This is a genomic window from Vibrio sp. CDRSL-10 TSBA, assembly GCA_039696685.1.
GTDB lineage: Bacteria > Pseudomonadota > Gammaproteobacteria > Enterobacterales > Vibrionaceae > Vibrio.
This window is the reverse complement of the sequence record CP155565.1, coordinates 1,482,250-1,496,258: the sequence shown is the minus strand read 5'-3', so window position 1 is coordinate 1,496,258 and position 14,009 is coordinate 1,482,250. Positions and strand designations below refer to the sequence as shown.

Sequence of the window (14,009 nt, the reverse complement as noted above, 5' to 3'; positions counted from 1 at the left end):
GTCATTTTCTCCTGTACGCTTATTCTGCTTTCCTGCCCAAGCTAAGAACTTGCCGATTGTCCGCTCGCTTACGCTTGCTGAGACAGAAACGCTTCAACTTCTTCGCGGCGCGGAATCGAGGTCTGGGCACCAAATCGGGTCACCGAAATCGCCGCCGCGGCATGGGCAAAACGAATCGCCGATTCTAGCGGCATATCTTCCAGCAAGCCAGTCACCAAGGCGCCGTTGAAGGTATCACCGGCAGCTGTGGTATCGGTCGCCTGAACACGAAAGCCAGGGATAATTTCGCCGCGGCCGTTTCTGGCTCAGCCAGACACCTTTAGCGCCCAGGGTAATCATCACGATTTCAATCCCTTTAGCGTGCAGAGCATTGGCGGCCTGCTGCGCTGACTCATCATCATTGACGGTGATTCCGGTCAGCACTTCAGCTTCGGTTTCGTTTGGCGTAATCACATCCACACAGCTTAGCAGTTCATCCGGCAGTGCCTGCGCAGGTGCCGGGTTGAGAATCACGTTCGTACGCGCCTGCTTGGCGGCCTGAGCCGCAGCAACGATTCCATCCATCGGGGTTTCCAGTTGCATCAGCAGATAATTGGCGGCGCGAATACGTTCTAAATCGCCTTCAATAACCTGTGCAGTCAGCTTGGCGTTGGCTTCCGCCGACAGACAGATGGTGTTTTCGCCGCTGTCTGACACCTGAATCATCGCAATGCCAGTCGGACAGTTTGGCTGCATCTTGATGGCGCTGATGTCCATGCCGTCGAGCTTAAAGCTTTCACGAATATTGATCCCGAACGGATCGTCACCCACACAGGCAATAAAACCGATGTCGGCATTCAAACGGGCAGCCGCTACGGCCTGATTGGCCCCTTTGCCACCTGGGATAACTTGATAGTTGCGACCGTGCAGCGTCTCGCCTGGGCGAGGAAATGAAGGCACTTGAAGAACATGGTCAGCATTGACACTACCTAATACCACCAACTTGTTCATAAAGGTTATCCTCAGTCTGATAGGAAGTAAGAAAATGGATAAATGATTGAGAAACAGAGAGATTTAATGCTTGAGTCTGTTGCAGAAAAGACCGACAACCCACAGAGACGAAACGCCAGCATAAAGGGGGATGTTACCCGCTCAGAAGCATTAAAGCTGTCTGCACTGCTCTCCCGCACAGGGAGAGCAGTAACAACAATCAAATCAACGCCGCTTATTCAGCGATGATTTTCAGCGGAACCGGGATGTACTCATCCACTTGTTCACCTTTCAGAACTTGATCGGCAGTCTCTACGCCAAGCGCACCAATCAGATCCGGTTGCTGAGCCACAGTGGCTGCCAGTTTGCCACGTTTAACCGCGGCGATGCCGTCGTCAGTACCGTCAAAGCCAACGATAACGACGTCTTTACCTGACGCCTGTACTGCGCGCAGTGCGCCCAGCGCCATCTCATCGTTCTGTGCGAACACAGCCTGGACATCCGGGTTGGCTGCCAGCAGGTTTTCCATTACGTTCAGGCCTTTAGTACGGTCGAAGTCAGCAGGCTGACTGGCCATCAGCTGCATTTCGCTGCCATTCACCGCGTTCATGAAACCTTCACCACGCTCACGCGCTGCAGACGTACCGGCAATACCTTCCAGTTGAATCACTTTTGCCTTCTCACCCACTTTTTCCATGATGTAGTGACCTGCCATTTCGCCGCCAACCACGTTGTCAGACGCAATGTGGCTGACTACTTTACCGCGGCTTGCACCACGATCCAGGGTCAGAACCGGAATGTTGGAATTGTTGGCAATGCGAATAGCATTGGAAACCGCGTCAGAATCCGTTGGGTTAATCAGGATCGCTTTCACACCACGAACAGTCAGGTCCTCCACGTTCGACAGCTCTTTGCTCGGGTCATTTTGTGAATCAAGCACAATCAGGTTGTAACCCAGTTCCTGTGCTTTGGCTTCTGCGCCATCTTTCATCGATACAAAAAACGGGTTGTTCAGCGTCGAAAGCACGATAGCGACAGTGTCCTGAGCCTGAGCTGAAACAGAAACGGTTGAAGAAAGAAGAGCAGCAGAAATCAAGGTTGCGAGTTTTTTCATTTTCATCGTCCTTATTGTAGGGGGCCGGTTCAGTAAGACTGAGCCCGGTGTTTCACATACATGTTAAAGTTTCACAGTTATTTTAAAGTTTTACTTATACATCAAGCTTAACTATTTATTTTCAAGCGGTTACTCCTCTAACCTCGATTGATAACCGCTTGCTTTGGAACGCTTGGAATTACTTGTTCTTGTTGTCGACCAGTACCGCCAGCAGAATAACCACCGCTTTAGCGATCATCTGGTAGTAAGACGAAACATCGAGCAGGTTAAGGGCGTTGTTAAGGAAGCCGATGATCAGCGCGCCGACCAGAGTCCCCATAATACGGCCTTTACCGCCCATCAGGCTGGTACCACCCAGCACTACCGCTGCAATCGCGTCCAGCTCGTAACCCATACCCGCCGTGGGCTGCGCTGACGACAGACGAGAGGTAACGATGATGCCAGCCAGTGCCGCCAGAGCGCCACAAATCGCGTACACACCCATTTTTACCCGGTCAACGTTGATACCAGACAAGCGGGTTGCTGACTCATTACCACCCAGAGCATACACGTAGCGACCAAAACGGGTGTGATTCAGCAGATACCAGACCGCAGCAAACACAACCACCATCAACCATACCGGTACCGGAATACCGAGCGCATAACCGGTACCAAACCAGGCAAACGCATCCGCGGTATCAGTAAAACCGGTCGAAATAGGACGCCCGTCGGTGTACACCATGGTCACACCACGCAGCAAAGTCATGGTCACCAGAGTAGCAATAAACGCCTGTACTTTACCCTTGGCGATAATAATACCGCTGATGCCACCCAGTACCGCACCCGCCAACAAGGCAGTCGGCACCGCGACAAACACCGGGACCTCCATCGCAATCAGGCTGGCTGCAAACGCGCCACACAGCGCCAGCACCGAACCGACACTCAGATCAATACCGGCCGTCAGAATAACCAGGGTCATACCGACCGCAATAATCGCATTGACTGACGTCTGACGCAGAATGTTAAGCAGGTTATCAACCGTAAAAAAGTTGGGATTTAAAAAGGAGACCACCACTACCAGAAACAGTAGTGCAATCAGTGATTTTTGCTCAATCAGCCACTCTTTACTCAGCAGCTTCTTACCGCTGTTTGGGGATGAATCGGTCATGGTTTTGCTACTCATGCTGCGTCCTCGTTTAACGTCTTGCCAACGGCACACGCCAGTAAATTTTCTTGGTTGGCCTGGGCGGCATCGAATTCCCCGCTGATGCGACCCTCGTGCATCACCAGAATCCGATCGCTCATCCCCAGCACTTCCGGCATTTCAGACGACACCAAAATGATGCTCATGCCTTCTGCTTTGAATTTATTAATCAGTTGGTAGATTTCTTTTTTCGCGCCGACATCCACACCGCGGGTCGGCTCATCCAGGATCAGCACTTTTGGCCGGGTCATCAGCCCTTTGGCAATCGCGACTTTCTGCTGGTTACCACCAGACAGGTTGCCGATGATCTGATCCCGTGACGGTGTTTTGATATTGAACAGCTGGATGAAATCCTGCACCGCAATCACTTCTTCGCTATGCTGGATTTGTACGCCTTTACTGAGCTTATCCAGTGCGCACAACGACATGTTCTCTTTCACTGACAGCCCCAGCACCAGGCCATCACCTTTGCGGTCTTCGGATATATACGCGATTCCGTTTGCCAGACCATCTTGCGGGCTGACCGGATTGACCGTTTTGCCGTTAAGATTGATCACACCGCGTTCAGACGGCAGCGCACCGTAAATCACTTTCATCAGTTCAGTACGGCCTGCACCCATCAGACCAGAAACGCCCAAGATCTCACCGCGTTTGAGGTTGAAACTGACGTCATGCACGCCCGAACCAGTCAGGCCAATCACTTCCAGACAGATATCATTACTCGGATGGACATCGATACGCGGGTATTGCTCTTCCAGCTTACGGCCAACCATCATTTCGATCAGTCCGTCTTCGTTAGTATCCTCAACCCGGCATTCTCCGATGAATTTGCCATCGCGCAGCACGGTGATGTCATCGCAGATTTCAAAAATTTCTTTCAGGCGGTGTGAGATATACACGATGCCACAGCCCTGCTCACGCAGCTCGCGGATCACACTGAACAGCGATTCAGTTTCAGTATCGGTCAGCGCATCGGTCGGCTCATCCATGATGATCACCTTGGACTCAAACGACAGCGCTTTGGCGATTTCCACCATCTGTTGTTCACCCAGGCTTAAATCGCCCAGCAAGGTTTTCGAACTGTGTTTGACGTTCAGGCGAGCCAGCAATTTGTCGGCATCAGCATACATTTTCGCCCACAGAATCCGCCCCATCGCACCGGTCTTTTCACGGCCCAGATAGATGTTTTCAGCAATGGTCAGCTCAGGAATCAGGTTAAGTTTCCTGGTGAATGATGCTGATACCGGCGTGCTGTGAATCGCGTGGTCCTTTGAAGCTGGCAGTTTGTGCCTGATATTCTATCGTGCCGGCATCTTTGGAATAGATACCAGTCAGTACTTTCATCAGCGTCGATTTACCTGCACCGTTTTCTCCCATCAGCGCCATCACGCGCCCCGGATAAACATTCAGGCTCGCTTTATCCAACGCTTTGACACCAGGAAAGGCTTTTTCAATCTTGCTGAGAGCCAGAATTGGTTGAGTCATAATGAGTCCTCAATCGAGTTTGGCGGATTAAAAAACAACACCAGCCTGGAAAATAACGTTGGCGTACGGTGTGCATTCTCCGGTTCTGACTACGGCGCGGCTGTAGTGGGTGCGCGCCTTAAACTCTTCGTGAGAAACGTAGCTGATGGCAATGCTCTTGCCACAACGCGCTTCCTCGTTTTTAAGTTCATCGAGAAGCGCCGCGTGCAGCTCCGGGCTCACATCGGCAAATTCTTGCGCCATGACCACGCCTTCAATCTGTGATTCAGACAGAATGGCCTGCACCGTTTGCAGGAAACCCGGAACACCATGAGTCAGTGCAAGATCAATACGTTGTGATTCTTCTGCGATCGGTAAACCTGCATCACAAATGGTGATTTCATCGGTATGACCCAGTGTTGAAACCAGGTAGGACAGATCGGAATTGAGTAGGGTACTTTTTTTCATCGTTTTACCTTTTTATGCGCTTACGTTGGGCTGTTTCTGCGTTGGCAGCTCGCTCAGGAAACAGTCATCGAAACGTTTCGATGGCATCCTATTCTTTCGGTTTTTGAATTGCACCCGGCAGCAAAACAGACTGTGAGTTAGATCGTCCAATTCAGCTGACAGAGTTAATAAACAGTGAGAATGATCACTGAGAGTTCTATCATCAACATCCGGTTTGGTGCACATATGTCATAATTTGGTGCAGAACACGCAACATCATAGCCAATCACCCTATCTGCATATGGGGCTAACACCGGCTAAAATGCATCGAATTGCGCTTAAACGCAGATATTTGGCGGAGATTTAACACAACTGAGGCCGGTTTCGGTATAGTGGCGCGCAGCAAGCTTAGATAGCGTAAAGGAAGATTTATAATGAAAAAATTCGCCGTGGTAATCTTGGCAGCATTGGCCCTGGCCGGCTGTGAAAACGAAGTCGGCAGCAGCGGCTGGTGTGAAGAGATGCGTGATAAACCAACCAATGAATGGAGCGCGCAAAACGCCGTCGATTTTGCCAAGCACTGTCTGTTCCAGCAAGAAGTCGGCACTCCGCAATGGTGTGAAGCAATGGACGCCAAACCTAAAGGCGACTGGAGTGCAAACGAAGCAACGTCCTACGCCAAGCACTGCATTTTCTAATAAGAAAGTGAGCTAAAGAGCGCAAAACGCCGCCGGATACCATGAGGATCGGGCGGCGTTGTTTTTAAAGCCATCGCTGATTAAAATAAATCAATCGAAGTTTCATAAAAATCGTATTCTTTCATCTAGATGTCCCATTTCATTTTTTATCATTATTGAGTTTTAGTAAACTGGTTTTAATACTTTTACGTTCGATATAGAAATAAATGGGTATTTTTCAATAAAGCTATAAATCTAAAACTTACATCAACAAAAATCTGGACAAAGATCACATTACATGTTTTTTTCAAACCTACTACACAGTTCAATAAAGTCTTAGAATATAAGTTCAAAAAGAGGGACTATTAATGCAACATAAATGGCTAGGCATAGTTGGTTCAGTGATAATTTTAACTGCATGCAACAGTAATATCGAAGCTAAAAGTGATGTCGTATCTCAGAATAAAATCGATGAAATTATTCATACTGTAAACAACCTGTATCCGGATACTGAGCAGTCACTAAAACAAAAGATTGTTAACGTGGCGGTAAAGTCTATAGAGAATATGGTCTTTATCGAAGGCGGCAGTTTTATGATGGGTGATTTTCTAATGCCATGCGAGAATGAGGATCTTAACCGACCGGTGTGGACTCCAGACTCAACTTGCCTTTCTGATTTTTTTAGCGTTAAAAATGGTTCCAGTCATCTACACAAAGTAACATTGGATTCGTATTCACTATCAAAATTTGAAACTGAAATGCTTGATTTGGATGTTTACTTTCAAACTCTAGACATGCCTTTTGTACAGCGAAAAATTGATGGTAAACCGATGTTAAGGTCAGAATCAAAATTAAAAAATTTTGTTAATTGGCCGGCAAAAACAAGAAAATGGCAAGAGGCTAAAGACTACTGCCAGTGGGTCGGAAAAATAACCTCACTCCCATTTGATCTACCGACTGAAGCTCAGTGGGAGTATGCAGCAAGAAGCAGAGGAAAAAACCTCTATTACGCAACTAACAACGGGTTTCTTCAACATGAAAATGGCAAATTTTATGATAAAGAGATCGGTTTTTATCGTAATTTTAATAAAGATGAAGTGAATGTCGGAAATTCAATGGGTATAGACAAAGTAGGTTCTTTCCCACCGAAACCCCTTAGGTTTATATGATATGACAGGAGGTGCCGGTGAATGGGTTAATGACTGGTTTTCAGTAGACTACTATAAAAATTCTCCTGAATATAATCCTCAAGGCCCAGATACTGGAACAAAGAAAGTAATGAGAAGAAGTAAAACAATGAAGCGGGTAGGCGACGCCCCTGTTCAGAAAAATTATTCTTATCGTCATGGATTCCGTTGTGCAATACAAACTCCAATAGAAGTCGAATAGAAATACGACTTCTATTGAAAAAGAGCAAGTTATACGTAATAACTCCCATTGTTATTATTTAAATTATTAATTTTCTCTTCAATAATAATACGCTTAGCACGAAACATAGCGCCAGTCTTGGGTGTAAATGGCTTCATGTTCTTATAATTATAAATATTCATTTTATCTAACTCAGCTAATTTAATAACCCAGTTATTGAAATTTAATTGTTGCTCACCGTCTAAAATCGCATTGATACGCCGTAAATTATCAAAAATAACTTTTTCTCCATTTTGTTTCGTACCTTCTGAGTTCAATCTAACTAAAACTTCCTCAAGACGACGCCAGGTTTTGACCATAGAGACGAACAATATATATATAGCCGTTTCTTGTTTTTCTTCAAATGAAAAATAGAATGTGGAAACAAGTGTATTTAGCATAATTCCAACAGTTTCAGGGGGCAACTCCTGCATAGAAACTTCCTCACTATTAAAGCTACCATCAATAGTCACACTCTTTATTATGTTTTCAGCCAGTGTTTCTGCTTCGATTTGTAAACCTACTTTATCATTCCAATTTTCTAATCGATCTTTCCACCATATACTAACTTTATTCTGAGAATCACTAATTACTTCTTTTAATGCATTTTTAGGGTCGCTTACAAAATCGGCAACAAAAGCAGCATAGCTAGATTGAACTAGATAGTTATACATTGGCTCGCCGATATTATCCATAATCCTATAATCTATGGCTTGTAATCCTTTAAAGATAATTACACATAATTGCCATAGTTGATCAAATTGAATAACCGTACCAAAACCTCCGCTAGCTCCAGGCCCAAAAACCAATCGCCCTGAACAGCTAAAAATAAATATGTGTTCGTCTTTATCGTAATTGAGTTGAAAATCCAAGCCAGCACCTGCACCGAATGCAACGTTTCCCGTTTGCACTAACCTTTGCCAGTGTTTCAAAATCAAATACCTTGTCTAACGCTATGTCAGGAGGAGCTTTCCATTCCATCGCCCCCTCCAACTGACCTCCAGCTTGAGCGCCGCCGAATATTTCTGCTTTAACGCCTACCCCGCCAGATGGCATCTTATCCATACTTATTGTAGGAGAGAATAGAATCTCGTGTCCGGGATTTGGATTTGGTTTGGCTTGGTTACTGATACTAACTCTGCCGTTAGTCATCCCTCCCACAAAACAACTTAACATCAAACTGGCATTAGCTCTAAAACTACCAAATGGATATACCGCTGGTTTTTTATTCGCATCGGTGTAGCTTAGTTCAACCGAATAGCCATTCTCAGACGGATAATAACGCTTCACCCCAACGGCCCCTTCAGCAAGTGCGAAACTAGCCTCAGCGCCTACCCCTATATCAAGTTTGCCTTTCGTAAGTTCGAGCTCACTTTTCACGCTAGCTTGTGCTGCAAAACGAAATAATTGTGCTTCCTGTGTTGCTGCAAATACGACTTCCCCTTCGTCATTGTGGAACTCTTGCGAAGCCTTCCACTCATGATATTTCCAATCACCTTTCCATTCAGCAAATACAGCGTCTATTTTTCCTGCCGTAACTGAATCATCAAATCCTTTCTTAATATCAGTAACTACGGCCTGTTTAAATTTTTGCCAATCACGAGCCGATAAAGCCTTTAATAATTCTGTTTTTACAGGGTTGTTCTTCCATCTCAATTTTGCCTTCTCAAAAAAGTCAGATCGGACGTAAACCAATCTGTTTCTCGCTAACCAACCACACTTCTACGACATGTCTGCGAGGCGGTTTAGTTTGCAATGTTTTTGTATTAAAGTTATTTAGATCAATACTTTGTTTATTTGAAGTCGCCGTGGATGATGGCTTATTAAATTGCCTTTCCCAATGTGATATTTCACTATCAATACTTTTAATGACTCTATTTCTTAAAATGACTGCCGAAATCTCATCTGAGTCTTTCACGTAATTACTGACTATTGCCTTGCGTTGCTTCAACTCCGTGATCTTGCTGCTAATATAATGCTGGGTCGGAGGTGACTCTTTTGAGCGCTCTTGTGCTACACCTGCATTTTGTTTTTGGCTATCGACTTTGATCGCGCCAGCATAAACTGCATCCTCCAACCATGCTTTTTTTCTAAGTGCATGTTCTTCAATCTTTTTCGGATCTAGATCAGCATCAGTTGGTGCATCATCCAACAGTTGTTTGTAACCTTGTATAAGTTGGTCAGTACATTTTACTTCTTTTTTTATCTTTTCTTGATGATCTGCACTAAGACAATAATATTCTGTCGGTGAATCTCCGGTTACGAAAACAACATCATGAACTTCAATTGCTTTACATTCCGGCTGAGAAATTATTTCCCCTTCAGATTCACATTCAGGACCGTATACAGGTGGTTCAACGGAATAAGTTGGTTCAATACTCTCTACTATTTCAGACTCAGGTAAAATAAGAATGTCACCAGCTCGTATATAGTCCGGGTTTGCCTGATATTTATCATTAGCAGCTAAAAGGGCCGTGTAGTCGACCTGCTGATCAATCGCGATCTGCAGTAAGGTATCGCCTGGTTGAATGGTGTATGACTGACTCACTGTTTGAAACTCCGTGACCACTGTTGCAGGATTGATTGCATGTGTTGAATATGAGTTGAAGTAATTTCCCAAGGCTGACTTGGCTTGAACTCCGCTGTATGTGCAATATCAGCACTTAACCAAACTTTGTGATGCCAAATAAACTGACGAACTGGGGCAAACATTTGGGCACGTTCGTCATCTGTCATAGCAGCCAGCATCGGTAGCATGGTTCTGGGATCATAAAAGCGAAATATCGCTTCATTGTTATTGCTGAGCACAATCAAACTGTTGCGTAGTGATTGCAATAACTCTTGCAGCCCGACTTCTGAAGATGTCACCATCACGCTCCCACCCGGAGTTGCTGTAAGCACCTCACTGCAGCGTTGTAACATCTCCGCAGATTCAGATATATCAATCAGCGCCGGACCGTTGCTAATTGAGCTGAAGCGGGTCCCGTCAAATAGCATCGCGTACTGAGGTTCCTTGGTCGTTTTGTATAACTCTATTCGCCACTCAGGCCACAATTCTGTTTCTAATAACGCGTAAATTTTGTGCGTCTCGGACAACTCCGGTGGCGATGTGGCGATAACCCGCCATTCTGGTTTTATTGGTGAATCGGACATGTGCCCCCCGCACCGCAGTTACACAATTCTTTAAGCAATGAACCGCTATCTATCATCTGTAAATAGGCCGTCGGTGTGATCGTTGGTAAAGCGATATCAGCAGGCGCCGCTACAGCCTCAACTCCCCCCGGTAACAAGGCTGCCTGTCCGGCGTAGCCGGAGGCACTGCCTGCGCTGCCGCCGGCATTGAGGTTGATTGCTGCGCCGGAGAGATGCACGCCGCCACCGTCGACTTTGACGAAGCTGCCGCCAGCTTTGAGGGTGACTTCGGCACCGGCTTCGACCACTAATTTAGCGCCGGCTTTGAGGGAGATTTCACGCCCGGCTTGCACCGCGATGAGATTGCCGACTTGGTGCTGGGCTGAGCCATCGACTTTCAGGCTGCTGTCCGCGCCGATTCTACTGCGACTCTCACCACCGATAGTTTGGTGCTGATTGGCCACGACTTGGCTGAAGCGGTCATTTTCTACCGTAACATGGCGGTCGTGGCGGATTTCACTGCGGTGGTCATTCTCGACTAAGCCATCGAAATCTTTCTGAGCATGCAGGTAGACCTGTTCGCTGCCGGCCTGATCTTCAAAACTCAGTTCATTAAATCCTTCACCCTGATGGGTTTCGCTGCGGATCACCGTTTTGGTTTTGTTTTCCGGGAGCGGGTATGGCGTGGTATTGGTCGCATGGTAAGTACGGCCGGTCACGATCGGCTGATCCGGATCGCCGTTAAGGAATGAAACTATCACCTCGTGGCCAATGCGTGGCAGCGCCAGCATTCCGTATTGACTGCCGGCCCAGCCTTGCGATACCCGAACCCAGCATGAGCTGAGTTCATCAGCATTGGAGTAGCGGTCCCAGGGGAAATGCAGTTTGACCCGGCCATGCTCATCACAAAAGATCTCTTCGCCCTGTGGGCCGACCACGGTCGCAATCATCGGGCCATCAACCTGAGGTTTTGCCTCCGGTGTTGCCCGCCAACTGATATGTGCCGGGATCAGTTTGAACTGGTTCGCGTAAGTGGTGGCACCGCTGCCGCCTTCTTCCTCCAGCGCCTGGGGCTGAGTGCCCTGGTGGTGAACACTCACCACCAGCCAGTCGCGGTTCAGGTTGTCATTTAAGTGCTCTTGCAAATCGAATTTCATTCCGGCGCGCAGCAAAGGTTGGTTACTCTGACCACTCGCAGTGCGCGCATCGCGGCGCAGGAACTCAAGCCGAATCTGGCTAAGCGCTTTACCATTGACGTCTTCTTTGAAGCGGCCCGGCGCGTCATAATGCTCGTAAGTCGTGTGCTGGTAATCCATTTCGGTACCCAGCGCACTTTGCGCAAAAGAATAGGCCGGCTTTTTAAAGCTGTAATCCTGCATCGCGGTGTGACTGACTTCAGCACGTGTACGAACCTGCAATGCGGAGATGTATGGCGTATCCATCACACCGCCCGCCAAGGTGTTATAAGGTACCGGCTCGCCCAGTTTAGGCAGGCTGTCAGACGCATCACTGAAGAGCAGTGTATGCTGGCCTTCCTGATGAATGAAGCTGTACACCAGCCCCTCTTCCGCAGCCAGACGGTGTAAGAATTCGAGGTCGGTTTCTCGATACTGCACGCACAGTTTCGCGCTGCGGATAATCGCGGGTCAGCGCAAAGGCGTAATCATTGATGTCCATTTCCTGCAGCAGGACAGACAGAATTTCAGGAACGGTTTTGAGCTGAAAAATGCGGCTGTTGTGACGCAGTGATAAACGCTCCAGCGCCGGAACCAGAGTGAGGGAATAGAATGTATGATGATGGCCGGTGTCGCCACGACTGAAAGCCCGCACCACGCCATGCACGCGCTGCACCAGAACCTCGTCTCGATACAGGGTCAGTTCTGCGCTTTTATCCACCACCATTTCGGCGCTGATGCTAGGCTGGCGGCTGGCCAGCGCCAGTTCATAGCGAAACCCGTAGCACGGACGACCATCTATGATCTCACAGGACAGGGTCTCCTGCCCGTCAAAGGCATGCACCACTAGGGTATCGGGTTCCAGACCATCTACCCGGAACTTGTAACTTAACGTCGCCATCCTGCCATTCCTATCTCTGACCGTTGATAATGTGCAAATCTGGGTTTGCAGCAAGGGTAATGCCAAACCTATTTATATTAATAATCAGTTAGTTATATTTAAAAATTCATCATCAGGGCAATCTGCCGCCACGACGGAGCAAGAAGCTGCCCAATACGCAACTTTTTGCCCGCCGTGTGATGAAGGTGACGCTCTCAGCGCGCCACGTCTGCGGATAGATTTTCTTCCAGCTGGGCCATGGTCCAGCTCAGGTTATTGAGGCGCAGTTTCAGGATGTCCAACTCCTTACGGGCGTCGTCGACCTCGCCCTGCTTAATCAGGCTCTGCACGTAATCCACCCGGCCATAAATCGGTGACAGACTCACGGCAAAATCTTCCAGCGATTTGGTTTGACGCTGTAATTCGCTCCATCGGCCACGTTTTGCCAGCAGTGCAATGTTGGCCATACGGGTACGCATTTCACCGAAACGCTGCACAAAAGTATCGGTTTGCTCCAGCGCCTCCTGCTGCGCGGCTGAAAATGCCTGTTGCGATTCAGCCACCTTAGGATCCTGCTGATAGAGCGCCATCAGCGCTGACATCTCATGCATCGCTTCGCGCTTACTCTGTTCAACTGAAGCGGCACTTTTTCGCTCAATCGAGTGCTGATACAGCCCGACCAGATCCTCTTTCCAGCGCGCTACCTGGCCCGGGGAAACATCAAGCTGGAACTGACGCAGAGCCTGGTCGCTGTTTAGCGTCGCCACTTTCACCTCAGCCGAATAATCACTGTGGCTGAACCATGGCAACACCTGATAAGCCCAGACTCCGGCACCAAACAGCAGACCGCCGAGGACAAATGCGGCGCCAACCCATTTACGATGCAAGCTGCGCAACACTTTCGGCGGCTCCTGAGCCTGCTGCTGCATCTGACGTTTCACCAGGCTGTGGTACTGGGTTTCAATCCGGTCAATGTGTTCAAATAGCACAAATCCGACACTTTCAAAATCAACCGGGTAATCCGGCTGCTGCTTCTCCAACTGGTGATGAATCCGTTCGCACAAGCGCTCACAACGATAGAGATCACGCAGTGATTCATAGTTGGGCTTAATGGCTTTCAGTTCCGGCACCACTTTGCCATTCACCCAGTCCAGCACCTCTTTGTGCATCTTGGCATACTTGGCGTCCGGCTTGTTCTGACTGTTGAGACAGGCACTGAGTAATTCCAGTCCGTTGGCATATCCGGCCAGCCCCTGAGTTTTCAGACTCGCCACCGCAAAGTAGCCGCTCATCATCAGATCCACCCCCGCCTTTCTGGCCAGAGTGTCACAACAATCGCGCACCAGTTCCCAGTCTGTCGCCCCGGCCAATGGGTTAAAACGACGATTGATCTCATCTCTTACTTTTTGGTACTCATCGAGATGACGAATCTCATCCACCTGTTCACAAACCCGGTAGTAGGCGTTATCAATAAACAAAATATTGGACATGTACGGCTCAGTCCCAGAATAAAGGAGCGGGTTACCCCGCTCACTTAATTAGGTTAGTAATATCGAAAATA

Annotated in this window: 11 protein-coding genes and 3 pseudogenes; 3 read left to right on the top strand and 11 right to left on the bottom strand. The window is 48.0% G+C overall.

What is annotated here, in order from left to right:
* Window positions 1–68: 68 nt before the first annotated feature.
* The 5 genes and pseudogenes from rbsK to rbsD form a co-directional block, all read right to left on the bottom strand.
* Window positions 69–990, bottom strand: a pseudogene (rbsK, locus tag ABDK09_07325) (ribokinase).
* Window positions 991–1,204: 214 nt separating this feature from the next.
* On the bottom strand, window positions 1,205–2,083 hold the full coding sequence (gene rbsB, locus ABDK09_07320; protein XAW87901.1) for a ribose ABC transporter substrate-binding protein RbsB: 879 nt from the start codon (window positions 2,081–2,083) through the stop codon (window positions 1,205–1,207).
* Between the two features lie 178 nt (window positions 2,084–2,261).
* Window positions 2,262–3,230, bottom strand: a complete 969-nt coding sequence (gene rbsC, locus ABDK09_07315) for a ribose ABC transporter permease (GenBank protein XAW88484.1) — start codon at window positions 3,228–3,230, stop codon at window positions 2,262–2,264.
* Between the two features lie 11 nt (window positions 3,231–3,241).
* Window positions 3,242–4,751 (bottom strand): annotated as a pseudogene (rbsA, locus tag ABDK09_07310) (ribose ABC transporter ATP-binding protein RbsA).
* Between the two features lie 27 nt (window positions 4,752–4,778).
* Complete coding sequence (gene rbsD, locus ABDK09_07305) at window positions 4,779–5,198, bottom strand: D-ribose pyranase (GenBank protein ID XAW87900.1); 420 nt, start codon at window positions 5,196–5,198, stop codon at window positions 4,779–4,781.
* Between the two features lie 413 nt (window positions 5,199–5,611).
* Between rbsD and ABDK09_07300 the strand changes: the two genes are divergently transcribed.
* The 3 genes from ABDK09_07300 (at window position 5,612) to ABDK09_07290 (ending at window position 7,243) form a co-directional block, all read left to right on the top strand.
* Window positions 5,612–5,875, top strand: coding sequence for a DUF3012 domain-containing protein (locus ABDK09_07300; protein XAW87899.1), 264 nt, complete (start codon window positions 5,612–5,614; stop codon window positions 5,873–5,875).
* A 347-nt stretch (window positions 5,876–6,222) separates the two neighbouring features.
* Window positions 6,223–7,023, top strand: a complete 801-nt coding sequence (locus ABDK09_07295; GenBank protein ID XAW87898.1) for an SUMF1/EgtB/PvdO family nonheme iron enzyme — start codon at window positions 6,223–6,225, stop codon at window positions 7,021–7,023.
* A gap of 1 nt (window position 7,024) precedes the next feature.
* The gene (locus tag ABDK09_07290; protein XAW87897.1) at window positions 7,025–7,243 is read left to right on the top strand and encodes a hypothetical protein; all 219 of its coding nucleotides are present in this window, start codon (window positions 7,025–7,027) and stop codon (window positions 7,241–7,243) included.
* 29 nt (window positions 7,244–7,272) lie between these two features.
* Here the strand turns inward: ABDK09_07290 and ABDK09_07285 are convergent, their stop codons facing one another.
* From ABDK09_07285 to ABDK09_07260, 6 genes and pseudogenes are all read right to left on the bottom strand, one after another.
* Entirely contained in the window at window positions 7,273–8,193 is a 921-nt protein-coding gene (locus ABDK09_07285; protein XAW87896.1) for a hypothetical protein, read from the bottom strand.
* Window positions 8,108–8,917, bottom strand: coding sequence for a hypothetical protein (locus ABDK09_07280; GenBank protein ID XAW87895.1), 810 nt, complete (start codon window positions 8,915–8,917; stop codon window positions 8,108–8,110). The genes ABDK09_07285 and ABDK09_07280 overlap by 86 nt, the downstream gene beginning before the upstream one ends.
* 19 nt (window positions 8,918–8,936) lie before the next feature.
* Complete coding sequence (locus ABDK09_07275; protein XAW87894.1) at window positions 8,937–9,809, bottom strand: LysM domain-containing protein; 873 nt, start codon at window positions 9,807–9,809, stop codon at window positions 8,937–8,939.
* Window positions 9,806–10,414: a DUF4123 domain-containing protein gene (locus ABDK09_07270; protein ID XAW87893.1), complete on the bottom strand. Its 609-nt coding sequence runs from the start codon at window positions 10,412–10,414 to the stop codon at window positions 9,806–9,808. Before ABDK09_07270 ends, ABDK09_07275 begins: the two co-directional genes overlap by 4 nt.
* Window positions 10,396–12,469: pseudogene (gene tssI, locus ABDK09_07265) on the bottom strand (type VI secretion system tip protein TssI/VgrG). Before tssI ends, ABDK09_07270 begins: the two are co-directional and overlap by 19 nt.
* Window positions 12,470–12,663: 194 nt before the next feature.
* Window positions 12,664–13,938: a type VI secretion system ImpA family N-terminal domain-containing protein gene (locus tag ABDK09_07260; protein ID XAW87892.1), complete on the bottom strand. Its 1,275-nt coding sequence runs from the start codon at window positions 13,936–13,938 to the stop codon at window positions 12,664–12,666.
* Between the last annotated feature and the right edge of the window lie 71 nt (window positions 13,939–14,009).